24 protein-coding genes are annotated in these 24,582 nt (G+C 70.7%); 13 read left to right on the top strand and 11 right to left on the bottom strand.

All coding sequences use genetic code 11. From position 1 onward, the window contains the following. Positions 1-72: 72 nt before the first annotated feature. The 3 genes from AB0H84_RS46535 to rimP are packed head-to-tail and all read right to left on the bottom strand — an operon-like array spanning position 73 to position 1,870. Positions 73-384 carry a YlxR family protein gene (locus AB0H84_RS46535; RefSeq protein WP_357619616.1) on the bottom strand — a complete coding sequence of 104 codons (312 nt, stop codon included), beginning with the start codon at positions 382-384 and terminating at the stop codon, positions 73-75. Beyond that, positions 368-1,372: a transcription termination factor NusA gene (nusA, locus tag AB0H84_RS46530; protein WP_357619614.1), complete on the bottom strand. Its 1,005-nt coding sequence runs from the start codon at positions 1,370-1,372 to the stop codon at positions 368-370. Before nusA ends, AB0H84_RS46535 begins: the two co-directional genes overlap by 17 nt. 12 nt (positions 1,373-1,384) lie before the next feature. Continuing rightward, positions 1,385-1,870 (bottom strand): ribosome maturation factor RimP, encoded by a 486-nt coding sequence (rimP, locus tag AB0H84_RS46525; protein WP_357619612.1) that lies wholly within the window; start codon positions 1,868-1,870, stop codon positions 1,385-1,387. Positions 1,871-2,177: 307 nt separating this feature from the next. On the opposite strand from rimP, the gene AB0H84_RS46520 reads away from it, so the two are divergent. Continuing rightward, positions 2,178-2,648, top strand: a complete 471-nt coding sequence (locus AB0H84_RS46520) for a hypothetical protein (RefSeq protein ID WP_357619610.1) — start codon at positions 2,178-2,180, stop codon at positions 2,646-2,648. Further along, on the top strand, positions 2,645-3,115 hold the full coding sequence (locus AB0H84_RS46515; RefSeq protein WP_357619608.1) for a ferritin-like domain-containing protein: 471 nt from the start codon (positions 2,645-2,647) through the stop codon (positions 3,113-3,115). The genes AB0H84_RS46520 and AB0H84_RS46515 overlap by 4 nt, the downstream gene beginning before the upstream one ends. Positions 3,116-3,830: 715 nt before the next feature. Here the strand turns inward: AB0H84_RS46515 and AB0H84_RS46510 are convergent. Continuing rightward, a complete protein-coding gene (locus AB0H84_RS46510) occupies positions 3,831-5,573 on the bottom strand; it encodes a proline--tRNA ligase (RefSeq protein WP_357619606.1) in 1,743 nt (580 codons plus the stop codon). An 84-nt stretch (positions 5,574-5,657) separates the two neighbouring features. Then, positions 5,658-6,329, bottom strand: a complete 672-nt coding sequence (locus tag AB0H84_RS46505; protein WP_357619604.1) for a hypothetical protein — start codon at positions 6,327-6,329, stop codon at positions 5,658-5,660. A 136-nt stretch (positions 6,330-6,465) separates the two neighbouring features. Between AB0H84_RS46505 and AB0H84_RS46500 the strand changes: the two genes are divergently transcribed. Further along, positions 6,466-7,401 carry an acyl-CoA dehydrogenase family protein gene (locus tag AB0H84_RS46500; protein WP_357619602.1) on the top strand — a complete coding sequence of 312 codons (936 nt, stop codon included), beginning with the start codon at positions 6,466-6,468 and terminating at the stop codon, positions 7,399-7,401. A 60-nt stretch (positions 7,402-7,461) separates the two neighbouring features. Here the strand turns inward: AB0H84_RS46500 and AB0H84_RS46495 are convergent, their stop codons facing one another. Continuing rightward, a complete protein-coding gene (locus AB0H84_RS46495; protein ID WP_357619600.1) occupies positions 7,462-7,944 on the bottom strand; it encodes a hypothetical protein in 483 nt (160 codons plus the stop codon). A gap of 94 nt (positions 7,945-8,038) precedes the next feature. On the opposite strand from AB0H84_RS46495, the gene AB0H84_RS46490 reads away from it, so the two are divergent. The 5 genes from AB0H84_RS46490 to AB0H84_RS46470 all read left to right on the top strand — a co-directional run bounded on the left by AB0H84_RS46490 (position 8,039) and on the right by AB0H84_RS46470 (position 14,406). Next, positions 8,039-9,106 carry an LLM class flavin-dependent oxidoreductase gene (locus tag AB0H84_RS46490; RefSeq protein WP_357619598.1) on the top strand — a complete coding sequence of 356 codons (1,068 nt, stop codon included), beginning with the start codon at positions 8,039-8,041 and terminating at the stop codon, positions 9,104-9,106. Then, a complete protein-coding gene (locus tag AB0H84_RS46485) occupies positions 9,106-10,143 on the top strand; it encodes a hypothetical protein (RefSeq protein ID WP_357619596.1) in 1,038 nt (345 codons plus the stop codon). The genes AB0H84_RS46490 and AB0H84_RS46485 overlap by 1 nt, the downstream gene beginning before the upstream one ends. 9 nt (positions 10,144-10,152) lie before the next feature. Further along, positions 10,153-11,691 carry an AMP-binding protein gene (locus tag AB0H84_RS46480; protein ID WP_357619594.1) on the top strand — a complete coding sequence of 513 codons (1,539 nt, stop codon included), beginning with the start codon at positions 10,153-10,155 and terminating at the stop codon, positions 11,689-11,691. Positions 11,692-11,978: 287 nt separating this feature from the next. Beyond that, positions 11,979-13,280, top strand: a complete 1,302-nt coding sequence (locus AB0H84_RS46475) for an FAD-dependent oxidoreductase (RefSeq protein ID WP_357619592.1) — start codon at positions 11,979-11,981, stop codon at positions 13,278-13,280. After that, positions 13,264-14,406, top strand: coding sequence for an aldolase (locus AB0H84_RS46470; protein ID WP_357619590.1), 1,143 nt, complete (start codon positions 13,264-13,266; stop codon positions 14,404-14,406). The genes AB0H84_RS46475 and AB0H84_RS46470 overlap by 17 nt, the downstream gene beginning before the upstream one ends. Positions 14,407-14,419: 13 nt before the next feature. On the opposite strand, the gene AB0H84_RS46465 is transcribed toward AB0H84_RS46470, so the two are convergent. From AB0H84_RS46465 to AB0H84_RS46445, 5 genes are all read right to left on the bottom strand, one after another. Further along, positions 14,420-15,100, bottom strand: a complete 681-nt coding sequence (locus AB0H84_RS46465) for a copper homeostasis protein CutC (protein ID WP_357619588.1) — start codon at positions 15,098-15,100, stop codon at positions 14,420-14,422. Positions 15,101-15,250: 150 nt separating this feature from the next. Continuing rightward, a complete protein-coding gene (locus tag AB0H84_RS46460; RefSeq protein ID WP_357619586.1) occupies positions 15,251-15,853 on the bottom strand; it encodes a GNAT family N-acetyltransferase in 603 nt (200 codons plus the stop codon). A gap of 201 nt (positions 15,854-16,054) precedes the next feature. Further along, positions 16,055-16,792 carry a GntR family transcriptional regulator gene (locus AB0H84_RS46455; protein ID WP_357619584.1) on the bottom strand — a complete coding sequence of 246 codons (738 nt, stop codon included), beginning with the start codon at positions 16,790-16,792 and terminating at the stop codon, positions 16,055-16,057. A gap of 870 nt (positions 16,793-17,662) precedes the next feature. Further along, on the bottom strand, positions 17,663-18,106 hold the full coding sequence (locus AB0H84_RS46450) for an OB-fold domain-containing protein (RefSeq protein ID WP_357619582.1): 444 nt from the start codon (positions 18,104-18,106) through the stop codon (positions 17,663-17,665). Further along, a complete protein-coding gene (locus AB0H84_RS46445) occupies positions 18,106-19,275 on the bottom strand; it encodes an acetyl-CoA acetyltransferase (protein ID WP_357619580.1) in 1,170 nt (389 codons plus the stop codon). The genes AB0H84_RS46450 and AB0H84_RS46445 overlap by 1 nt, the downstream gene beginning before the upstream one ends. A 238-nt stretch (positions 19,276-19,513) precedes the next feature. Between AB0H84_RS46445 and AB0H84_RS46440 the strand changes: the two genes are divergently transcribed. The 5 genes from AB0H84_RS46440 (at position 19,514) to AB0H84_RS46420 (ending at position 24,574) form a co-directional block, all read left to right on the top strand. After that, positions 19,514-20,035 (top strand): flavin reductase family protein, encoded by a 522-nt coding sequence (locus tag AB0H84_RS46440; protein ID WP_357619721.1) that lies wholly within the window; start codon positions 19,514-19,516, stop codon positions 20,033-20,035. Beyond that, complete coding sequence (locus tag AB0H84_RS46435; RefSeq protein WP_357619719.1) at positions 20,028-21,182, top strand: acyl-CoA dehydrogenase family protein; 1,155 nt, start codon at positions 20,028-20,030, stop codon at positions 21,180-21,182. The genes AB0H84_RS46440 and AB0H84_RS46435 overlap by 8 nt, the downstream gene beginning before the upstream one ends. Positions 21,183-21,193: 11 nt before the next feature. Then, positions 21,194-21,967 (top strand): SDR family oxidoreductase, encoded by a 774-nt coding sequence (locus AB0H84_RS46430; protein WP_357619578.1) that lies wholly within the window; start codon positions 21,194-21,196, stop codon positions 21,965-21,967. 63 nt (positions 21,968-22,030) lie between these two features. Next, on the top strand, positions 22,031-23,326 hold the full coding sequence (locus tag AB0H84_RS46425; RefSeq protein ID WP_357619576.1) for a DUF2252 domain-containing protein: 1,296 nt from the start codon (positions 22,031-22,033) through the stop codon (positions 23,324-23,326). A 48-nt stretch (positions 23,327-23,374) separates the two neighbouring features. After that, positions 23,375-24,574 (top strand): hypothetical protein, encoded by a 1,200-nt coding sequence (locus tag AB0H84_RS46420; RefSeq protein WP_357619574.1) that lies wholly within the window; start codon positions 23,375-23,377, stop codon positions 24,572-24,574. The last annotated feature ends 8 nt before the right edge of the window (positions 24,575-24,582 follow it).

Raw genomic sequence — 24,582 nt, 5'->3', positions numbered from 1 at the left:
CGGACCGTCGCTACCTTGACGTCTTCATCGCCGCGTGCTCATCAGGCGCTCATAGCAATCTGACTCCGCCCATCAACTCGGCGTCCTACATGACATTTCGGTGTCTCCCTCCAGGTGCGCTCGCACACGCGAGACGTCAAGCGGCCCCGGCACGCGAAAAGCGCGCGGGAACGCTCGGCGCCGCTCGGCAAGCTCCAGACAGCTCACGGACGGATGCAGCGATGCACCGCGGCCAGGAAGCCGTCCTCGCAGGTCAGGGACCACATGATCCTCAACCCGAACCAGGCGGAGCAGCTCGGACTTAGCCGTGCGAACCCTGCAGCCCACACAGGTGCGCTGTGGGACCGCTTGGCCACCATATTCCAGCTTACCGTGTTGACGCATCTACGGAACCGGCGGCATCTTCGGCCTGTGTGTCGGGCCGGATGTCGATCCGCCATCCAGTGAGTCTCGCGGCAAGCCGGGCGTTCTGCCCCTCTTTCCCGATGGCCAGCGAGAGCTGGTAGTCGGGCACGGTCACCCGCGCGACGCGTCCCTCGAGATCGAGCACCTCGACATGGGAAACACGGGCCGGCGACAGCGCATTCCCCACGAATTCGCCCGGGTCCTCGGACCAGTCGATGATGTCGATCTTCTCGCCGTGCAACTCGGTCATCACGTTGCGCACGCGGGAGCCCATCGGCCCGATGCAGGCGCCCTTGGCGTTGACGCCCGGCTTGCGCGACCTGACCGCGATCTTCGTACGGTGGCCCGCCTCGCGCGCCACCGCCGCGATCTCCACGGTGCCGTCGGCGATCTCGGGCACCTCCAGCGCGAACAGCTTCTTCACCAGCCCGGGGTGCGTGCGCGAGAGGGTGACCGAGGGGCCCTTGTGGCCCTTCTTCACCTGGACGACGTAGGCGCGGATGCGCTCGCCGTGCACGTAGTCCTCGCCCGGGACCTGCTCGGCGTGCGGCAGCACCGCCTCGATCTTGCCGAGGTCGACCAGCACCACGCGCGGGTCCTTGCCCTGCTGGATGACGCCGGAGACCAGCTCGCCCTCGCGGCTGGCGAACTCACCGAAGTTGATCTCGTCCTCGGCGTCGCGCAGCTGCTGCAGGATGACCTGCTTGGCGGTGGTGGCGGCGATCCTGCTGAAGTTGCTGGGCGTGTCGTCGAACTCCCTGGCGACCTCGCCGTCCTCGTCGAGCTCGGCCGCCCAGATCGTGACGTGTCCGCTGCTCCTGTCGAGCTCGGCGCGCGCCTTGGCGGCGGCGCCCTCGGTGCGGAAGTAGGCGATCAGCAGCGCGTCCTCGATCGCCTTGACGACCAGGTCGAAGGAGATGTCCTTTTCCCGCTCCAGGCTGCGCAGGACGCTCATGTCGATGTCCACGACGGCTCCCCCCTAGCCTTCGTCGCCGTCGACGTCGTCGATGCGGCGGAACTCCACCTGTACCCGTCCCCGGGTCAGGTCCTCGTAATCAAGCCTGCGTACGCTGCCCGCGACATCGATGTCGACACCGGTCTCGTCCGCGGCCACGATGCGGCCCTCCACCACGGCGCCGTCTTTCGTCTCCGCCTTCACCAGCCGTCTGGCCGCCCGGCGCCAGTGGCGCGGCTCGGTCAGCGGGCGGTCGACGCCCGGAGAGGAGACCTCCAGCGTGTAAGCCGACTGGCCCATCGAGTCGTCGCCGTCCAGGGCCGTGGAGACCGCCTGGCTCACCTCGGCCACGTCGTCGAGGCTCACGCCGCCGTCGCGATCGACGATCACGCGCAGCAACCGCCTCTTGCCCGCCTGGGTGACCGTGATGTCCTCCAGGTCGAGGCCCTCCGCGCTGACCACGGGCTCAAGGAGCTTTATCAGGTGGTCGCGGGGTGATGCGCTGCCCATATCGACCTCCCCTATTGTCATGTCTCAGCCGGGCGGACCTCGCCTCTGGCTCCCGCCGTCCGGCTGCCCAGCCAGCGACGACAGTTGACACCCTATCTGTATGAGGGCACGGAAAGAGCGCCACTCGTCGTGGTCGAATGGCGGAGCGTCGCCTGACAGCGATCCCGGGCACCAGCCCGTACGATGCTACCGATGAGAAAGCCGTCGGACGGCCTGCCGCCGCGGCATGCGTGCGCGGCAACGGGACGGCGGTCCATGAGCGGCTCTCTCGTCGGTCTGCGCCACTGTCACTGGAGGTCCTAGCGCCGTGCGCCCGCGTCACCTCTCCCGGCGAGTCTTGCTGGCGGGCGGAGCGGCCGCTCTCACCGCCTGCAGCGCGTCCGGCCCGCCCCAGCCGTCCGCGAAGGCCCCCGACTCGCCGGAGACCGTCCTGCTGAAAGGCCTGATCGCGGAGAAGGAGCGGACGATCGCGCTCTACTCGTCGCTGATCGCGGGCGGGGCGCAGAAGCTGGTCCCGTTCCGGGACCGCCACCAGGCCCATGTGAACGAGCTGCGCAAATACGTCACCGTCGCCTCCTCGCCACCGCCCGCCACCGCCTCGGCCACGGCCTCCGCCACCCCCAAGCCGTCGCTCTCGGGGCTGCGCGATCTCGAACGCAAGGCCGCCGCCCTGCGGGTCCGGCAGCTCGCCGGCGTCTCGCCCGGCGTGGCGCAGCTGATCGCCAGCATCGGGGCCTGCGAGGCCGCCCACGCCGTCGCCCTGCCGAGGTCCCTGTGAGCGCCGACGACATCGAGAAACTACGCAAGGCGCTGGCGGCCGAGCACGCGGTCCTGTTCGCGTACGGGCTGCTGGGCGCGCGCACGTCGGGGTCGCTGCGGGCCAGGGTGAGCGCGGCCTTCGACGCCCACCGGGCGCGCCGCGACCAGCTGCGCACGTTCATCACGGCGCGGGGCGGCCGGCCGGCCGAGCCCGACGCCTCCTACGCGCTGCCGTTCTTCCCCGCCGACCAGTCGCTGGCCGTCAAGCTGGCGGTGCACCTGGAGAGCGGCATCACGGCCGCCTACCTCGAGCTGGCCGCCGCGCAGGACGTCACGCTGCGGCGCTATGCCGCGCTGGCCATGCAGGAGGCCGTGACCCGCTCGTACGCCTTCCGCCCGGCCCAGCCCGCGGCCTTCCCCGGCATGCCGCCGGCGGCATTCCCGCCGACGGCTCCCTCCCCCTCGGCGACGACCAGCGGCGGATAGGCCGCCCCAGCGGGTTCTTCACCGGTAGAGGACGGAGAGCAGGGCGGGGCCGAGGCGCTCGACGGCGGAGGCGTCCCGCTCGTGGTGGACCACCGAGCCGCGCCTGTGCGTGTGCACGAGCTGCGCCTCCCTAGGTCTGCGCAGGTGCCGGGAGACCTGGGGTGCGCTCGTGCCGAGCTGGGTGGCCGGCTCGGACGGGCGACGGGGTTGCGCAGGATCGCGTATGCCGGCCGCAGCCTGGTCGGGTCCCTGCTGTGGACGGTCGGCACGAGCAAACAGGGCCGTCCCTCGTCCACGCGGGCGGTGGCGTTGTTCGACGTTGCGGCGTAGCACGACTCGGCGGCGCGGTATGAATCGGCGCGCCATGCGACACGGCAGCGCGACACCACACAACGCGACGGCGCCACGCCACGGCTCCACACCACGGCTCCACACCACGGCTCCACACCACGGCTCCACCCACGGCTCCACCCACGGCGCCACGCGACGGCGCCACGCGACGGCGCCACGCGACGGCGCGGCAGCGCGTGGCGCCGTCTCAAGTGCGCCGCGTCGGCGGGACGTGGTGCGGTGGAGCCCGGCGCCATCGCACGGCGGCCCACCACCGACGGCGCAGAGCACAACACGGCCCGTACGGAGCACGACACGGCCCGACGCACAGCACGACAGGGCCCGGTCGGCATCGAGTACGCCGACCGGGCCCGTGGGCGGTGTGTCAGCCGATGGCGGCCAGGATGCGGTCGGCGGCCTCGGCGAGGGGGATCTCCGACTTCTCCCCGGAAACCCGATCCCGGAGCTCCACGACTCCCTGCGACAGCCCGCGTCCGACCACCACGATCGTGGGCACCCCCAGCAGCTCCGCGTCCTTGAACTTCACCCCGGGCGAGACCGACGGCCGGTCGTCCACCAGGACCCGCAGCCCGCGTGACTCCAGCGCGGCGCCCAGCTCCAGGGCGGCCTCCACCTGGTTCTCCTTGCCGGTCCCGACGATGTGCACGTCGGCGGGCGCCACCTCGCGCGGCCACACCAGCCCGAGCGAGTCGTGGGCCTGCTCGGCGATGACTGCCACGGCGCGGGAGACGCCGATGCCGTAGGAGCCCATCGTGATCCGGATCGGCTTGCCGTCGGGGCCCAGGGCGTCGAGGCCGGCGGCGTCGGCGTACTTGCGGCCGAGCTGGAAGATGTGGCCGATCTCGATGCCACGGTCGATGGAGAGCTCGGAGCCGCAGCGGGGGCAGGGGTCGCCGGCGCGCACCTCGGCGGCCTCGATCGTGCCGTCGGGGGTGAAGTCGCGCCCCGCCACCACGTTGGCGGCGTGCTTGCCGGGCTCGTTGGCCCCGGTCACCCAGGAGGTGCCGGTGACGACCCGCGGGTCGACGAGGTAGCGGATGCCGAGCGAGCGCAGGACCTGCGGCCCGATGTAGCCGCGTACGAGGCCGGGGTGCTTGGCGAAGTCGGCGGCCTCGAAGATGGCGGGCTCGCCGGGCGACAGCGCGGCCTCCAGGCGCTTGAAGTCGACCTCGCGGTCGCCGGGCACGCCGATGACCAGGGTCTCGACCTTGTCGGAGCCCGGCGTGGAGACCTTGACGACGACGTTCTTGAGCGTGTCGGCGGCGGTGACGGACAGGCCGTGGTGCTCGTTGACGTACGACACCAGCGTCTCGATGGTCGGCGTGTCGGGCGTGTCGAGGACCTGCAGCGGCGCCGCGTCGTCGAAGGAGCGGGCAGCGGGCGCGGGCGTGACGACGGCCTCGGCGTTGGCCGCGTAGCCGCACACGTGGCAGGCCACGAACGCGTCCTCGCCCGTGGGCGTGGGCGCCAGGAACTCCTCCGACGCCGACCCGCCCATCGCCCCCGACTGGGCGAACACGATCTTGTAGTTGATGCCGAGCCGGTCGAAGGTGCGGATGTACGCGTCGCGGTGCTGCTCGTAGGAGCGCTTGAGCCCGTCGTCGTCGAGGTCGAACGAGTAGGAGTCCTTCATGAGGAACTCGCGCCCGCGCAGGATCCCCGCCCGCGGCCGGGCTTCGTCGCGGTATTTGGTCTGGATCTGGTAGAGGGTGACCGGATAGTCCTTGTACGAGGAGTATTCGCCCTTGACCATGTCGGTGAAGAGCTCCTCGTGGGTGGGACCGAGGAGGTAGTCGGCGCCCTTGCGGTCCTGGAGCCGGAAGATGTTGTCGCCGTACTCGGTCCAGCGGCCGGTGGCCTCGTAGTATTCGCGGGGCAGCAGGGCGGGGAAGAGCACTTCCTGGCCGCCCATCCGGTTCATCTCCTCGCGGACGATCCTGGTGACGTTCTCCAGCACCAGCTTGCCGAGGGGCAGCCAGGAGTAGATGCCGGGCGCCACGCGGCGGACGTAGCCGGCGCGGACCAGGAGCTTGTGGCTCGGCACTTCCGCGTCTGCCGGGTCGTCCCGCAGGGTGCGAAGAAACAACGACGACATGCGCAGCAACACGGCTACTCCTTGCTCGAACCTGGATGTGAAGGATTACAGGCTATCGACTCGGAGCGGCACAGCGCTCGGGCTTATCCGCCGCGCTCAGACAGTCAGGGGAATCCAGCCGGACAGGACGGCGGCCAGGCAGGCCGCGAGCACCCCGGCGAACACCGCCGCCAGCGCCAGCGCGCGCCCCCGGCCCCGCGCCTTGCAGCGCAGCAGGAACACCAGCGCGACGGAGAGCAGCCCGACCACCACCGCGGGGCCGGGCCAGAACGACCGGTCGCTGTCGATGAACCCCGGGGTCGCCCGGTCCATCACGTCCGCGATCAGCGCGACGCCGACCGCGCCCGCCGCGAGGTCGCCCCAGGCGTCATGCCTGCGGCTGGCGTACGCCAGCAGGCCCAGGCCGACGAGCAGCACGAGCGTCCAGTTGAGCCCCGCGGCGCTGCCGCCGATGACGTCGAAGGCCAGGTCGCCGCTGAGTGCGCCCGCGCCCATGGTGGCGACCAGCGTGGAGGCGGCCGCCAGGAACGTCGTCAGCAGCGCCCAGCCGAACCCGGACGCCGTCGCCCCCACGGCCAGCGACAGGGCGAAATAGAGGTACGGGTCATAGATCTGGCCGATCCATCGGGGACCCTGGCCGGTGAGGAACATGCCGACGAGCCCGACAGCGAGTCCTCCTAGGAAGGCTGTCAGGAGATGGCGTTCGATGCAGCGCTGCCGCCGGTCGTACTCGGCGAGGTCGGCATAGTCGATGCTGGTGTCGTTCATCTGAGAGTTCCCTGGTCGGCTGTACCCCTGGCCGCTCCTCGGGTTCACCTTCGCCAGATTATGTGACCGTACAGAAAAGGCAAATTTCGGTCATCCCAATGCCAAATCAAGCAATCGCTTGGTTAATATGGCCCTCATGGCACTCCCCGATGAGCTCGGCGCCGTCGTCCGCGACTACCTCGCCGACCGGCCGGACGCGCCGTGGCGGACGTTCGCGCGCGACGTGGGGATCGCGGGGCTGCTCGTGCCCGAGGAGCACGGCGGGGCGGGATGCGGTCCGGCCGAAATGGCCGCGGTGGCCGAGGAGCTGGGCCGGGTGCTGTCGCCGCATCCGTTCCTGCAGACGGCGGTGATGGCGGTCGAGGCGCTGAAGTCGTGCGAGGCGTTCCAGCTTCTCCCGGCCCTGGCCGACGGCTCGGTGACGGCCACCGTGGTGCTGCCGGGCGACGGGGCTCTCCGGCTCGAGTCCGGCCTGCTCACGGGCGTCGTCCCGTACGCGATGGCAGGCGAGCTGGTGCTGCTCTACGTGGACGGGCTGCTGGTGCAGGCCGTGCCGGCGCGGCGCAGGACGTACCGGACCGTGGACGAGAGCCGGCCGCTGCAGGAGCTCGCCTTCCAGGACACCCCGGTACGGCGGCTCGGCGACGGCGCGTCGTGGGCCCGCGTGCGCGATCTCGGGATCGCGGCGCTGGCCGCCGAGCAGGTGGGCGGGGCGCAGCGGTGCCTGGAGGCGGCGGTCGAGCACGCGAAGCGGCGGCGGCAGTTCGGGCGGCCGATCGGGTCGTTCCAGGCGGTCAAGCACAAGCTCGCCGACCTGCTCCTGCTGGTGGAGTCGGCCCGGTCGGCGGCCGGGGCGGCGGCCCGCGACGAGGCGTTCGCGGCGATCGCCGGCTCGTACTGCACGGAGGCGTATCTGGCCGCGGCGGGCGAGAACATCCAGGTTCACGGCGGGATCGGCATCACCTGGGAGCATTCCGCGCACCGCTACCTCAAGCGGGCGACCTCGGACGCGCAGCTGTTCGGGCCGCCGCAGGCCCACCGCGCCCGCCTGGCGGCCCGGGCTTTGGGCTAGCAACTGTCTCCGCCGCGGGAGGAGAAACGGCGGCGCCGGCGGCTCGCGAGGGCGGGGAGGCTAGCCGCCGAGGAGTTCCTCCCACGGGTGGCGGGTGTTGGTGCGGCGCGTGGTGTCGAGCGCCTCGGCCAGGCGCCAGAGCCCGGGGCGCGCCCGTACGGTGGCCCGGCCCATCGGGTCGATCGCCCGCAGCTCGAACCGCACCCCCATCACGTCGAGCACGGCCGACCCGCCGTTGCCCGGGCCGGCCTCGGTGACGAGGGGACCGTCGTGCTCCGGGTCGCGCACCTGCTCGGCGAGCAGGGCGGCGACCTCGGACGCGTACGGGCCGTCGCGCCACTCGATGTGCCAGCTGTGGTCGGACCCGCGCCACCAGGTCAGATCGCGGCACGACTCGATGAAGTCGGCCTCGGTGGCGAGCGCGGCCATCACCCGGCCGAACGCCTCATACCTGCGGGCGCTGGTGAGCGAGAAGTCGTCGTCGGCGTCGAAAGTCAATCCGTCCTTCGGCCGCCGCAGCGCGTGCTTTCGCTTCACAGGCATCCACTCTGATCGGGTCCGCGCCCTTCCCGCAAGTGTTCGCTGCTGATACGCTCTACCAAGCGAGCGCTTGGTTCACTACTTCGCCGGAGGCGCGATGACGTCCCTACGGATCAGCCTGGGGTATGAGTTGGAGGTCCGCGGCCGCACCCGCGAAGTGGAGCAGCAGGCGTTCAGGAACGTGGTCGAGCAGGTCGCGCTGGGCGACCGGCTGGGCTTCGACACCGCCTGGTTCGTGGAGCACCACTTCACCCGAGGCTTCTCCCACTCCTCCGCGCCTGACCTGGTCCTGGCCGCCATCTCACAGCGCACGGAGCGCATCCACCTGGGGCTGGGCGTGGTGCTGCTGCCGTTCCAGTCGCCCATCCGCACAGCCGAGCGCGTGGCCACGCTGGACGTGCTGAGCGGCGGGCGGGTCGAGTTCGGGACGGGGCGGGGCGCCTCCCCGCTGGAGTACCAGGCGTTCCAGCGGCCGTTCGAGAAGTCGCGGCAGATCTGGGAGGACTCGCTGGAGGCGACGCTGGCCATCTGGCAGGCCGACGGCGAGCCGGTCAGCCGCTCGAACGAGTTCTTCGAGATCCCCGACGTGGCCGTCTACCCGCGCCCGGTCCAGCGGCCGCACCCCCCGGTGTGGGTGGCGTCCACCTCTTTGGAGGGGTACCTGGCGGCGGCCAGGCACGGGTACAACCTGCTCGGCATGACGATGCTCAAGGGCATCGACGACGTGGCCTCCGATATCGCGAAATATCGGGAATGTCTGGCTGAGCATGGCTTCGACCCGGCGAGCCGGCGCGTCGCGCTGATGATTCCCTGGTACGTCGCCCCGACCCGCGACGAGGCGACCGCCACAGCCGCCGACGCCGTCCTGTGGTACATCCGCCGCCAGGTCAACCTGGTCACCCCGCCCGACTACTACGACGCCCGCCACGCCACACACCGGGTGCTGGGGCAGCTGGCGGCCGGGCTGCCGCCCGAGGAGTCCATGGCCACGCTGCGCGAGAACCTGATGGTGGTGGTGGACGACGTGGAGGGCTCGCGCAAGGCCGTGGCCAGGATCGCCGAGGCGGGCGCGACGGACCTCATCATCCAGGCGCAGGTCGGCGGCCTGGCCCATGACCGGGTGTGCGACTCCATGACCCTGTTCATGACGGAAGTGGTGGTCTGATGACCCTCTGGCTGACCCGTGACGATCTCGGGGCCGCCGCGCACGCCGCCACGGGGCTCCTGCTCGTCTCCCCCGACGTGTCGAGCGCCGTCCGGCTGGAGCCTCAGGACCACAGCCTCACCGCGCAGGCCCTGCGCGAGGCGGGCGTGGGCGAGCGCGACCGCGTCGTGGTGGCCCTCGCCGAGCCCGCGGGGGCGCTCTGGGCGGCCGCGGCCGCGGACGTGGCAGGCGCCGCCGCGGACGTGGGCCCGCGCGGCCGGATGCGCCTGCACCACGCGCTGACCGCGCTGAAGGCGACCACCCTGGTCATCACGCCCACGGGCGCGATGGACTTCCTGGCCCGGCTGCACCTGGAGTTCCTCCTGGACCCGCTGGACCTCGGGCTCCGGAACATCATCCTGACCGGCGAGATCGCCTCCACGCGGACGATGGGCCATCTGGCGGGCGAGTTCGAGTCGAGGGTGACGGAGGTGTTCGCCAGCCCGTTCACCGGCGGCGCCCTGGCGTGGCGGGCCTCGGAGGAGGACCCGCTCACGCCTCTCGCGGACGGCGTCCTGCGGGTGGCGTCGCTGACCAAGGACGACGCCCCTGATCCCGCCGCCGAACTCGCCGAGCTGATCGTCACGCCGCCGCCCGGCGACGCCGTGCTCAGGACCGGCCTGGTCAGCCGGCTCGGCGGCGCCGGCATCCCCGCGCCCGCCCACACCGTGGGCGACCACGTGCTGGTCAGAGGCGTGTGGCTGGCGCTGCCGCGCATCGAGAAGGCGCTGTCGAAGATCGACGGGGTGGCCGGCTGGGACCTCGCGATCAGCAGGCTGGGAACGCTGGACACGGCGACGCTCACGGTCACGTTCAGCCGGGCGAGCCTGGTCCGCAACCCCATGTGGAAGTCGAGGATCCAGCAGGCCGTCCACGCGCTGACCCCCGTCTCGATCAACGTGGAGATCGCCCAGGACGCCTCCGAGACCCCCACAGCGGGCACGGTGAACGACCTGCGCGGCCACCACCTCGGAAGGGACCGCGCTCTCATCACCTAGGGGCAACCGATGGCACCGATGCCGGACTGGGGAACGCTCCCCCGCATGCTGCGCGAGCAGGCAGCCGACCATCCCGACGCCACCGTGGTCGCCGACGGCGGCACGCGGATGACACTGTCCGACCTGAGGGCCGCGGCCGCCAAGATCGCCCGCGGCCTCATCGCGCTCGGCGTCGCTCCCGGCGACCGGGTGGCGTTATGGGGAGTCAACTCGGCGCACTGGGTGCGGCACGCGTTCGGCATCTGGGACGCGGGCGCGGTGATCGTCCCGCTCTCGTCCCGCTACAAGGGCATCGAGGCCGCCCAGATGATCGAGAAGACCGGCGCGAAGGTGCTGATCACCGGCGCGGGGCCGTCGGCGGCCCCGCTCGCCGACCTGCTGCCGCCGATCCCCGGCCTGCGCCACGCGTCCGATCCACGCGCTCACGCCGCGCGGGTCTCCGCCGGGGAGGCGGAGGAACGGGCGCTCGCCATCCGCCCGGACGACCTGTGCGAGATCATGTCCACGTCGGGCACCACCGGCGTGCCCAAGGGGGTCATGCTCGACCACGCGCAGGTCCTGCGCGGCTACTGGGACTGGTCCGAGATCGTCACCCTGGACGACCGGGACCGCTATCCGATCATCGCCCCCTTCAGTCACGGCTTCGGGCTGAACGCCGGGCTCATCGCCTGTGTGCTGCGCCGGGCCACGATGGTGCCCATCCCCATCTTCACGCCCGACGCGCTGATGTCGCTGATCTCGGCCGAGCGGATCACCGTCCTGGCCGGGCCGCCGACACTCTTCCACCGGATCCTGGACGAGCTGGAGCGCGGCTCCTGGGACGTGTCGTCGCTGCGCGTGGCCATCTGCGGGGCCGCCGCCGTGCCGTCCACTCTCATCACGCGACTGGTGGAGCGGGTGGGGCTGGAGCGGATGATCAACGCGTACGGGCTGATGGAGGGCACGGTCGTCTCCATGACCAGGGCCGGGGACCCGATCGACGTGATCGCGGGCACCACGGGGCGGCCCGTGCCGGGGATCGAGGTCAGGATCGTGGACGACGACGGGAAGGAGGTCGCCGCCGGGGAGCGGGGGGAGATCCTGCAGCGGGGCTACGGGGTGATGCGGGGCTACTGGGGCGAGCCCGCCAGGACCGCCGAGGTCGTCGACCGGGACGGGTGGTTGCACACGGGGGACATCGGGGTGCTGGACCCGTACGGGAACCTCGCCATCGTGGACCGCAAGAAGGAGCTCTACATCGTCAACGGGTTCAACGTCTCACCGGCCGAGGTGGAGTCGCTGCTGCTCAGGGAGGGGTCTCTGGCGCAGGCGGCCGTCGTGGGCGTGCCGGACGCGGGCAGCGGCGAGTCGGGACTGGCGTACGTCGTGCCGCGCCCGGGGGTCTCCGCCGATCCCGAGGCCCTGCTCGCCTGGGCTCGGGCGAACATGTCGAACTACAAGGTGCCCAAGCGGGTGGTCGTCGTGGACTCCCTTCCGACGAACGCCAACGGGAAGATCGACAAGCTGACCCTCCGCACGTCGGCCGAGGCGCTTTTGCGGGAGAGCTGAGGTCTCTGCGGGGCGGCCTGAGCGGAGTAGTGTCGAATTAGCGCCATATGCCCCGGGAGCCGTCATGCTGCGCCTGTTGGTCGACACATCCGGGATGCGGGCTGCCGGTCGAGGAACAAGGTGGGTGTTCCTCCGCTCCGTGACGATGCTGAGCGGCTACGTTGGCAGCAGCGATCATGCGGTACGCGCCGGGGACGGGTTCATCCGGACCGGCGACCGGGGATACATCGATCACACCGGCCGGTTACATCGGGTGGGACACGTGTAACCGAGTCTTAGGAGGCAGCGTGGCGTTGCACGTGGCGGTCATCGGGTCGGGCCCCGCCGGGATCTACACGGCCGAGGCTCTGGTGAAGCAGTCGGCGGAGCCCGTCGAGGTCGACGTCCTCGAACGCCTGCCGACCCCGTACGGGCTGGTCAGATACGGCGTCGCGCCCGACCACACGTCGATCAAGTCGATCGCCAACTACCTGCGGAAGGTGCTCGAGCTCCCTCAGGTCCGCTTCCTCGGCGGCGTCACGCTGGGCGAGCACGTGTCCGTCGAGGACCTGCTGAGCACCTACGACGCGGTGGTCTACTGCACGGGCGCGATGGTCGACAGGAAGCTCGGCATCCCCGGCGAGGACCTGCCGGGCAGCGTGGCGGCCACGGACTTCGTCAACTGGTACTGCGGGCACCCCGACGTCGATCCGGGGCGGTTCACGCTGGACAGTTCCGAGGTGGCGGTGATCGGCGTCGGCAACGTGGCCGTGGACGTCGTACGCGTCCTCGCCAAGACCCACGAGGAGCTGCGTTCCACGGACGTGCCGCACGACGTGCTGGAGCGGCTCGAGGAGAGCCAGGTCAAGGCCATCCACATGATCGGCCGCCGCGGCCCCGAGCACGCCAAGTTCACCCTCAAGGAGCTGCGCGAGCTGGGCGAGCTGGCCAACGCCGATGTCTGCGTCCGCCCTGAGGAGGCCGTCGTCCTGGGCGCCGACTTCCCGCGCCAGGTCCAGGGCAACATCAAGGTCCTGCAGTCCTGGGCCGCCCGCGAGCCGGTGGGCCGCCCGCGCCGCCTCGACGTGCGCTTCTGGCTGCGGCCCGTGGAGATCCTCGGCACCGAACGGGTGGAGGGGCTCAGGCTCGAACGCACCCGCCTGTCGGAGGACGGGCGCGTCGTGGGCACGGGCGAGTTCGAGACGCTGCCGGTCGGCATGGTGCTGCGCTCGGTCGGCTACCAGAGCGTGCCGCTGCCCGGGGTGCCGTTCTCCGAGAAGACCATGACCGTGCCGAACGACGCCGGGCGGGTGCGTGACCGCGAATACGTGGCAGGCTGGCTCAAACGCGGCCCCACCGGGGTGATCGGCACCAACAAGTCCGACGCGGCGGAGACGGTCCGCACGCTCCTGGCCGACCTCGCGGGCCGCGTGCCGGTGAGCCGGGGCTCCATCGACGAGCTGCTGGCCGCTCGCGGGGTGCGTCCGGTGACGTACGAGGAGTGGCTGGTGATCGAGGCCGCCGAGGCCGAGCTGGCCAGGTCCCTGGGCCGGGGCGAACGCGTCAAGCTCGTCGGCCTGGAGGCAATGCTCCGTGCGTGCCGTCCCTGAGGGGTTCGAGGAGACCTACCGGGTCCAGCGGGCCCGCTATCCGTCCGCCGACGCGGGCTGGCAGCCGGTCCACACCGTCTACGTCCCGGCCGACCGCATCTCCGCCCGTACCGTCTCCGAGTGGGGCGAGCAGGCGCTGTCCCTGGTCAAGGCGCATCTGGCCGATCCGGGCTCGCTGGCGGAGGTCTTCGGGGTGCCCTCCGGGCTGGGCAGCTCCGTGCACGCCAAGCTGGTGCGGAAGCTCTCGTCCGAGCCCGTCGAGGACCTGCGGATCGACTTCGAGGACGGGTACGGCGTCCGCCCCGACCCGGTGGAGGACGAGCACGTGGCGCAGGCCGTCGAGGCGGTGGCCGCGATGCACGCGGCGGGAGCGCTGCCGCGGCGGTGGGGGCCGCGGGTCAAGTCGTTCGCCGACGGTGACCCGGCGCGCTCGGTGCGCACGCTCGGCCTGCTCGTCACGGGAGTGGCCGAGCGGGCCGGCGAGCTGCCGCCGGGGTTCACGGTCACCTTTCCCAAGGTCCTGATGGAGCCGTACCTCGGCCAGTTCGCGGAGGTGCTGGAGCGGCTCGAGGCGGAGCTGGACGTACGGCTGCGGTTCGAGATGCAGGTGGAGGCGCCGCAGACGCTGCACTTCCTGCGCGGCGACCTGGCGGAGTCGCTCGGCGGGCGGCTGGCCGCGGCGCATTTCGGCGTGTTCGACTACACCGCCGCGATCGGGCTGCCGCCGCACGAGCAGCGGCTCGACCATCCCGCGTGCGACCATGCCCGGCACGTGATGCAGACCGCGTTCGCGGGCACGGGGGTGGAGCTGTCGGACGGATCACTGGCCGCCTCGCCCGCCTCCGACCTCGCGGCGGACGTGCACGCGCTGTGGCGGCGCCATGCCGAACTGGTCAGGCACTCCCTGCGGCACGGCTTCTACCAGGGATGGGACATGCACCCTTCGCACCTGGTAAGCCGGTTCGCCACCGTCTACGCCTTCCACCTCGCCCGGTACGACGCGTACCAGGAGCGCGTGAGAGCTTGGGAGGAGCAGCGGGAGGCCGGGGGTGGGGTCATGGACGAGCCCGCCACCATCCGGACCCTGGTGGCCGCTCTCAGGCGCGCGGACGCGGCCCTGCCGTGACGGGCTCCGCCGGTCAGTCGCGTTCCACCATGGCCCGCCACTGGCGTACGAGCCGCCACTCGACCGGGTCGGACCAGCTCGCCCGCACGGCGGACCCCACGTGGAAGGCCCGGACGCCGTAGTCGAGCAGCGCCGGTACGTGCGCCGGCTTCAGCCCGCCGCCGGCCAGGATGATCGAGCTGTCCCCCGCCTCGGCACGCGCCTTCAGCACCCGGAGCCCCTCGCCCACGCCGTTGGGTGAGCCCGAGGTGAGCACGGTGGCGAGGTTGGGCAGCAGCCGCACGGCCCGCCAGGACGCCTGGACGTCCGCGGCGTGGTCGACGGCCCGGTGGAACGTCCAGGGCAGCGGCGAGACGGCGTGGATGAGCGCCTCCGTGGCCGCGAGATCGACCTTCCCCGAGCCGTCGAGGAACCCGAACACGAACCCCGCCGCCCCTGCCTGCGCCAGCGCCTTGGCGTCCCGGCTCAGCCGGTCGAGCACGTCGGAGTCGGCGGTGAAGTGGGCGTCGCAGCGGAGCATGACCATCTGAGGGAGCGGGCATTCGGCGGCGATCGCGGCAACCGTCTCGGGGGACGGGGTCAACCCGTCGGCCGCCATGTCGGCGACGACCTCCAGCCGGTCGGCTCCACCTTGTTCAGCGGCCACGGCGTCGCGCACGTTCAGCGCGATGACCTCTAGCAGCGATCCGGTCATGGAGGAGAGGTTATATGGTGCTCTGCACCGTTCCGCCGCAGATCACAGCAAATTGTCCAGCCTCCCACCTCCCGGAGGACCGCGCAGGGTCGGCGGTCCCGTGCGCCGGGAGCCCGGCCGGGGTCGGGCCCCGGCCGGGTGTGAAGGGTGTCAGGCGCTGATCAGTTCGGCCATCGTGAGGTCGCGGAAGGCCGTGGTGATCAGGTCTTCCGAGCGCCGTTCGAAAAGGGCCCCCGAGGCGCGGTGGGGAAGGTCCACCGTGCGGACGTGGCGGAACCGGCGGCGGCGGTAGTACTCCTGAAGCCGCCGGTTCCCCTTGGCGCAGTCCAGCCGCAGCCAGGGCAGCCCGGCCGCGTGGGCCGAGGCGCCGGCCCAGTCCAGGAGGGCGTCGCCGAGGCCGCTGCCGGACCAGGGGCGGGCCACGGCGAGCTTGTGGACGTAAAGGGCCGCCCCCGGGTCGTCGTCCAGTGTCCAGAACTCGGGGTCCGCGTGACCGTCGAGGGCTATGGTGGCCACCGGCGGGGCCGATTCGTCGGGGTCGAGGTATCTGAGCTCGTCGTCGAGCAGGAACAGCACCCGTTCCTCGATGAGCGGCTCGATCCGCTCGGGGCCGAAGCCCCCGCGCGGCCACTGCCGCACTCCTTGCGTGTAGAGCCACTCGGCGGTGTCCGCGAGCAGGGTGAGCACGCCGGGAAGGTCCTCGGGCTCGGCTCTGCGGAGAGCGAGCGGGTGAAGCAGGGTGTTTGTGTGCATAATACAACTCCCGTTGCGTTGGGTGCGCGCGAAAACACAGAGCGTGATGACGCAATGTCGCGCAGGCCCGAAATGGGGCCTCAACCCGATATATATGGATAAATGGCGATTTAGGGGAGTATGCACGACTCCCCATGGCCAGCGAGGCGGCTATTTCTCGCTGCGCCCGGCCGGCTGAATCACCCCTTCACCCCGAGCCCGTTAGCGGCGGTCGAGCTCGTACCTGATCAGATGTTTGTCGGCGGGCAGCACCGACACCGCGACACGTACCGGCATGTCCGCCGCGTCGAATCCGACGCGGACGTAGACCATGACCGGCGTGCCGAGCTCTAGTTGGAGGCGCTCGGCCTCCTCCTGGTTGGGCATGCGGGCCCAGATGTCGTCCACGACGCGCACCTGTGCGTGGCCCAGTTCCTCCAGTACCCGGTTCGCCCCTCGCGCGATGTCGCCGGGCCTGGCAATCTCGGAGTCGGCGACGAGATCACGCGGGAAATAGGAATCGTTGGTGTTGTACGGCTGGCCGTCCACGAAACGCAGACGGCGCCTCACCACCGCCAATTCCCCGTCAGCCAGCTCCAGCCTGCTCGCGATCTCCTCGACGGGAGACACCGTCAGCACCTCGATGTACTGGCTCGGCGCGCGGCCTTCCTGCGCAACGGCATAGGCGAAGGCTTCCCGCAGTTCGCCCGAAGGTTGCGGCTCCAGCTCCCGCTGCGGATAGATCAGCAGCGGTCTGCGATCCCTGACCACTGTCCCGCGCCGCGGCGTGCGCGTGACGAGCCCCTCATTGACGAGCTCTCCCAGGGCCAGCCTTACGGTGTTCCTGCTCACCCCATGGTCTTCCATGAGCTGCGCCTCGGTCGGTAGCTGTGCCCCCGGGCCGAGGACACCCGAGTAGATGGCTCGACGCAATTCCGCAGCCACCTGCTGATACAGCACCGACCTTGCCACTTTCACCCCTTTTGTTCCAACAATTTAGACGATCTGGTTCTAGCAGGCCACAACCCCTTGACCGAACCCCCTCCAGCAGCCCATCATCCATTCGTTGGTACAAATCCATCTAAAGGCCGGTGAGGGGGTGAAGGCCAGTGTTGCCGGTCCGCACGGGTACGCCGTACCTGCCCTGGCATGACCCTTGTGAAGCAACACGTTTACTGCGTTACGGGTTGCCTCGCGAGGGATTCACCCACACCTACCAGAGCGACGGCGCATCCGAGCAATCGGCGTTGACTGAGCTGACCGTGCGGTGCGACGACGGATCCTTTGTCTGGAACGAGGAGGGTGGCGCCCCCGTCACGCACCCCATCGATGACCCGGTCGGTGCAGCTCGACGCATCGCCGCACGTTACCGGCAGCGGGAGCTTTCACACTCCCCCATCGACTCCGTGCGCGATTCAACGGCCTAGGACTCCATCCCTCGCCGGAGTCCTGGCGCCGCCGCACACGGAACAGGAAGCGCGTCCTGGCGGGTCCCCCACGCCCGCCAGGGCGCGCTTTCCTCTGCGGGGAACCCGATGGCGCCGCTCTTCCCGATCCAGGGGACCGCGCCGCTTCCTCCGGCCCTGGCGGACCGCGCGTACGGCGCGACCGGCCGAGTGACCGGCGGACAGGCACGATCGTGACCCGCGACCTCCGGGCCATGCCTGTCACCAAGTCCGAACCAGTCATCGCTCGCCGCCAAGTCCGAGCCGTCCGCGTTGACGCCTACTGCCACATCATCAACCCTCGGAGCCCAACCTGGGGGCCGCTTCGTGTTGGTGGGACTGGTGGGGTTTTCCGGTACCAATCCAATTTCCGGACCAAGGTCAACTAGCGGGAGGATGTACGCCGGGCCGGATGAGTATCCAGATTCCCGTCATCCTCGGCAGGCTCCCAGTCCACCAGCGTCAGCTCCTCGTCGATCCGGCGGTAAGCGGCTCTGACCCGCTCGCCGGGCTCCGGAGGCCGATCGCCGCGCCAGTTCCCGTACACGAAGCACCCCGGCACCGCCGCCAGCCCGACCATCACCACCACGTACGGCTCCGCCGATCCCGGCATGAACGGCTGATGGTTGACGATCCAGCTCTCCACGACTCCCTCGGGCTCCACCTCCCGCCAGTGCCACGCCTCCGTCCGGCACGCGGGGCAGAACGCCCGCGCCGGGAAGCGCGCCGTGCCGCAGCCGTCGCACTCCTGCACGGCGAACTCCCGCCTGCCGACACGCTCCCACCACTCCCTCGAGTCCCGGTCGAACACGGGCCGGTACGCCGCCATCACGGCCTCCTCAGGATCAGGGCGGAGGTGGCCGGGAGGATGTAGCCGGGCTGGGCGGTGGAGAGCGCGACCTCGGCGCCGGCCACCTGGCGGTCCCCGGCGTCGCCCCTGAGCTGGGAGACCGCCTCGGCGACGTGGTTCATGCCGTGGACGTAACCCTCCGACAGGAAGCCCCCGTGCGTGTTGACCGGGAGCGGGCCGTCCAGCGCGGTCGCCCCGGAGGCCACGTACGGGCCGCCCTCGCCCTTGCCGCAGAACCCGTAGTCCTCGAGCTGGACGATCACCGAGTACGTGAAGCAGTCGTACAGCTCGGCCACGTCGATGTCGCCCGGCCCGAGCCCGGCCTGCGCGTACAGGCGCGGGGCCAGGGCGGCGGCCGCCGTCACCGTGGGGTGGGCGGACGGGCCCGAGAAATGCGTGGTGCCGCCGCCCCAGGCGGCGGCCGAGATCAGCACCGGAGGGCGGCGGAGCGAACGGGCGCGCTCGGCCGTGGTGACGACCACGGCGCACGCCCCGTCCGTCTCCAGGCAGCAGTCCAGCAGCCGGAACGGCTCCGCGATCCACCTGCTCGCGAGGTAGTCGTCCAGCGTGATCGGGGTACGCATCAACGCCCGGGGGTTCTTGGCGGCGTTGGCGCGCTGGGTGACCGCCAGTTGCCCGAAGTGCTCGGGTTTTGTCCCATATGTAGTCATATGAGCTCGGGCGTACATGGCGTACTGCTGCGGCGGCGCCACATACCCGTACGGCGCCTGGTACTGCACCTCGGGGCTCACCGGGACGCCCCGGCCCGTGCCGCCCATCCGGAACTCCGAGCGGGCGTTGATGGCCCGGTAGCAGACGACCGTCTCGGCCATCCCCGCCGCCACCGCCAGCGCCGCCTGGCCGACGACCGCATGCGACACGCTCCCGCCGCCGAACTGGTCCAGGTGCCAGGCGAGGTCGGTCAGCCCCAGCGCCGGCCCGACCAGCGTGGGCGCGGCCGAGTCCCCCACCCGGTGCGTGGCCAGCCCGTCCACGTCGTCCACCGAGAGGCCCGCGTCCTCCACCGCGGCCAGCACGGCACGGCAGGCCAGGGTGAGCGTGCTGACGCCCGAGTCCTTGGTGAACGGGGTGTAACCCACCCCCGCTATGGCGGTGCGGTCCCGGAAGTCAAGCAAGCGCTTGGACACATTCGTCACACTAGGCCGGACATTTCTCCCATGTCAACGCGTCCTACCTCGCGCGACATGCGAACTTGACATGGTTTCGCCGCTTCACCTACCGTCCAAGCAAGCGCTTGGTAAGATAGGGCGCAGCCGGTGGACTAGGAGGCGGACCATGAGCACACACGCTGCCCGGCTCGTGACGCCGGACGGCTGTCGCGGCCTTCCGACGCCCCATCAGCGCAGAAATCGCAACGGAGCCGCCATGCCGACCGGCCCTTCACCCCACAGCGCGAACGGCCACCTCGACAGCCGGCTCTTCCGGCAGGTGCTCGGCAGGTTCGCGACCGGCGTGGTGGCGATCACGGCGGTCGACCCGGCGAGCGGACAGCCGTGCGGGCTGGCGGCCAACTCCTTCACCTCCGTCTCGCTCACGCCGCCCCTCGTGGCGTTCTGCGTGGCGTACACCAGCACGAGCTGGCCCAGGGTGCGCGGCGCGAAGGTCGTCACCGTCAACGTGCTGGCCGAGCACCAGCGGGACGTGTGCGCGCAGATGGCGACCAAGGGCGGCGACAAGTTCGCGGGCCTGGAGTGGACCGGCTCCCCCGGCGGCAATCCGGTGCTCGAAGGCGCGCTGGCCTGGATGGACTGCGCGGTCGAGGCCGAGCACCCGGCCGGTGACCACGTGATCGTGGTGGCCAGGGTGCTGCAGCTCGACACGCACGCCGAAGGCGGCCCGCTGGTGTTCTTCCGCGGCGGGTACGGAGGCTTCGTTGAGCCTGCCTGACCCGGCGGGCGCCACGCCGGGGCTTCGCGAGGAGGCCAGGGCCTGGCTGGAGGAGGCGCTGAGCGGCGAGTTCGCCCACGTCAGGGGGCTCGGCGGGCCCGGGCGCGAGCACGAGGGCCACGAGCTGCGCCAGGCGTGGGAGCGCCACCTCGGCAAGGCCGGGTGGACCTGCCTGGGCTGGCCCGAGCGGTACGGCGGCCGCGCCGCCTCCCTGGAGGACCAGGTGGCCTTCCACGAGGAGTACGCCAGGGCCGACGCCCCCGCCAGGGTGGGCCACATCGGCGAGGGGCTGATCGGCCCGACCATCCTCGAGTTCGGCACCGACGAGCAGAAGGAGCGCTTCCTGCCGCCCATCCAGCGTGGCGAGGAGCTGTGGTGCCAGGGCTACTCCGAGCCCGAGGCCGGCTCCGACCTCGCCAACGTCCAGACGAAGGCGCACCTCGAAGGCGACGAATGGGTCGTCACCGGCCAGAAGGTGTGGACCTCGCTGGCGCACGTGGCCGACTGGTGTTTCGTGCTCTGCCGCACGGAGCCGGGCTCGCAGCGGCACCGGGGGCTGTCGTACCTGCTCGTCCCCATGGAGCAGCCAGGCGTCGTCGTCCGGCCGATCGTGCAGCTGACCGGGACCTCCGAGTTCAACGAGGTCTTCTTCGACGGCGCGCGCACGGCGGCGGGGAACATCCTGGGGGCGCCGGGCGACGGCTGGCGGGTCGCGATGGCCACGCTCGGCCACGAGCGGGGCGCCTCGACGCTCGGGCAGCAGATCGGGTTCAGGCGCGAGCTGGCCAAGGTGATCGAGACGGCCCGGAGCACCGGCGCCGTCGACGATCCCGTGCTGCGCGACCGGCTCGTCCGGTCGTGGCTGGAGCTGGAGGTCATGCGGCTCAACGCGCTCAGGATGCTGCGCCCCGACCCGGGGCCCGAGGTGTCGATCGCCAAGCTCTACTGGTCGGAGTGGCACCGCAGGCTGGGCGAGCTGGCGCAGGCCGTGCAGGGCAGAGCCGGGCTGGTGACCCAGACCGAAGAGGGCGAGCTCAACGAGCTGCAGCGGCTCTACCTGTTCAGCCGCGCGGACACGATCTATGCCGGAGCCAGCGAGATCCAGCGGAACATCATCGCCGAACGGACCCTGGGACTGCCCCGCTGATTGGAGCACGGATGCCTCCCTCCTATCCCAAGGCGCACGGACTGCTCGACGGCAAGGTGACACTCGTGACGGCCGCCGCCGGAGCGGGCATCGGCTACGCGACCGCCCGGCGCTGCGCCGAGGAGGGCGCGACGATCGTCCTGTCGGACCGGCACGAGCGCCGCCTGTCCGAGGCCGCCGACGCGCTGACCGAGCTCACCGGCGTCAAGCCGCTCGCCGTGCCGTGCGACGTGACGTCGGAAGCGCAGGTGCTGGCGCTGTTCGACGCGGTGGTGGAGGCGCACGGCAGGCTCGACGTGGTCGTCAACAACGCCGGTCTCGGCGGTACGTCCCCGCTGGCCGAGATGTCCGACGACCAGTGGCACGCGGTCATCGACGTCACCCTGTACGGCACCATGCGCTGCACCAGGGCGGCGCTCCGGCAGATGATCGCCCAGGGCTCCGGCGTCATCGTGAACAACGCCTCCGTGATCGGCTGGCGGGCCCAGCGGGGCCAGTCCCACTACGCGGCCGCCAAGGCCGGGGTGATGGCGCTGACCAGGTGCGTCGCGCTGGAGGCCGCCGAGCACGGCGTGCGGGTCAACGCGGTGGCGCCCTCGCTGGCGGTGCACCCGTTCCTGGCGAAGGTGACCAGCGAGGAGCTGCTGGCGGAGCTGGCGGCCAAGGAGGCGTTCGGGCGCTCGGCCGAGCCGTGGGAGGTGGCGAACGTCATCGTCTTCCTGGCCAGCGACTACTCCTCGTACATGACGGGAGAGGTGGTCTCGGTCTCCTCGCAGCACCCCTGACCAGGCCCTGTCAGGGAAAGACCAGGGTAGGCGGCAAGGGGATCGCGATCTAGTGTCCGGGGTATGGGCGAACGCTCTTCCTTCCTGCTCGATGTCCTCATGGCGGAGTTCGGCGAGTCGATCCGGCGAGACCCCGCCGCTTTCAGGCGGAAATTCCGGAAAATGGCGGCTTCCCCCTTCGCCTTCTACCGGGGCAGCGCCTGCCTGTTCTACGCGGACATGACCGGCACGTACGCGGACGAGTCCTACCTCGACGAGCCGACCAGCCGCGTCTGGATCCACGGCGACCTCCACGCGGAGAACTTCGGCACGTACATGAACGCCTCCGGCGTCCTGGTCTTCAACGTCAACGACTTCGACGAGGCGTACGTGGGCCCGTACGTCTGGGACCTCAAGCGCTTCGCCGCCAGCGTGGCGCTCATCGGGTACGCCAAGGCCCTGTCCGACGACGCGATCAGCGTGCTCGTGACCGACTTCGCCGGCGCGTACCTGGTCGAGCTGGCCGCCATCGCGGCCGGCGGGGACGACGCGATCGGCTCGCTCACGCTGGACAGCACGACCGGCGTGCTCCACCGGGTCCTGCAGACGGCGCGGCTCAGCACGCGGGTGGCGCTGCTGGACGTCGAGACCGCGATCGACGGCTACGACCGGCGGTTCGCGCTCATGGAGGGCCGGGAGAGCGTGGACGCGGCGACCAGGGAGGCGGTGCTGGCCGCGTTCCGGGACTACCTGACCACGCTGCCGGGGCAGAGCGACGGCGTCGAGCACGTGATCAAGGACGTGGCGCTGCGCAAGGGCGTGGGCATCGGCTCCGCCGGGCTGCCCTCGTACAACCTGCTGCTCGAAGGGCGCTCGCAGGCGCTGGAGAACGACGTCATCCTCTACATGAAGCAGGCGGCGGTGCCCGCGGTGGCACGGTACATCGCCGACGAGAAGGTGGCCTCCTACTTCCTGCACCAGGGGCATCGCACGGCCGAGTCGCAGCGGGCGCTGCAGGCGTACGCCGATCCGTGGCTCGGCTACACGACGCTGAACGGGGTGGGCCAGCTCGTGGCCGAGGTCTCGCCGTACTCCGCCGACCTCGACTGGGACGACGTCAACGAGCCGGAGGAGCTCCGCTCGATCGTGCAGGACCTCGGGCGGGCGGTGGCGCGCATGCACTCGGTGGCCGACGACGAGTCCAGCCACGACCTCGTCGACTTCTCGACGGAGGAGGCGATCGTGGCGGTGATCGGCGACGACAAGCCCGGATTTATCGGCATGTTGGTGGATTTTGCCCACCGGTATGGGGCACAGGCCCGGGAAGACCATCAAAGGTTCGTCGACCTGTTCCGCAACGGCCGCCTCCCTGGCGTGTGACTCCCAGGTGCCGGGCGCGGCGAGCGCGCGGGCGGGAGGAGGGGCGTCGTGCGACATCTGATCGGGCTGCTGCTGGGGACGGAGGAGGACTGGCCGTCGGCGTTCGAGACCGTGCTGCGGCGGCTCGGCCCGATCAAGGGGGTGGGCGAGTTCGACGTGGAACGCATCACGATCGAGCCGTTCGACCTGCGCGCCAGGCCACGTCACGAGCTGGTGATCGACCGGCTGGCGTACTGGTACTACCACCCGCGCGAGTGGCTCAAGAAGATCTCCATGATGGACGACGTCTACCTCCTGAACAGCCCGTTCACGTTCCAGTCGATGGAGAAGCACACGGCGTACTGCGCGATGATGCGGCTCGGGCTCAAGGTCCCGGAGACGGCGCTGGTGCCGTACAAGAACCCGCTCGACAACTCGCGGTACGCCTACACCGCGGCCCGCTACAACCAGCCCTTCGACCTCGACGAGGTGGCGGAGCGGGTCGGCTACCCGCTCTTCATGAAGCCGTACGACGGCGGCGCCTGGCGCGGCGTGTCGCTGGTGCGCGACCGGGACGAGCTGCACCGGGCCTACGACCAGAGCGGCGAGATGCTCATGCACCTCCAGCAGGCCATCGAGGGGTACGACGCGTTCGCCAGGTCGCTGTCGATCGGGGCGGAGACGATGGTGATGCGGTTCAGGCCCGACGAGCCGATGCACGCCCGCTACGCCGTGGACCACGAGTTCCTGTCGCCGTCCGTGGGCGAGGAGGTGGTGACCATCGGGAAGCTCGTGAACGCGTTCTTCCGGTGGGAGTTCAACTCCTGCGAGACCCTGATCAAGGGCTCGGACGTGCACCCCATCGACTACGCCAACGCCTGCCCCGACGTGGCGCTGACCAGCCTGCACTACTACTTCCCCTGGGCGATCAAGACGCTGGTGAAGTGGAGCGTGTTCTGCGTGGCCACCCGGCGCAGGCCGCGGATCGACCTGGAGACGCACGACTACTTCGCCGTCGAGGGGACGTACGAGGAGCGGCTGGCGGAGTACCGGCGGCTGGCGGACAAGTACTTCGAGACGGACCGCTACCACGAGTTCTGCCAGGACCACCTGCCGCACATCGACGAGGTGGTGCAGGAGTGGGTGGCCGGGGCCGAGTTCGACCGGTTACTGGTGGACACCGTGACGGCCACGTACCCGGCCCACGAGCGCGACCGCTTCGTCGAGCACTTCCGCGGGCTGCTGCGGCTCTGGGTGAAGGAGTCCTAGGCGGTCTT

Source organism: Nonomuraea sp. NPDC050786 (genome assembly GCF_040654115.1).
Lineage (GTDB): Bacteria > Actinomycetota > Actinomycetes > Streptosporangiales > Streptosporangiaceae > Nonomuraea.
The sequence above is the reverse complement of the archived record's forward strand: the minus strand, read 5'-3'. Positions and strand labels throughout refer to the sequence as shown.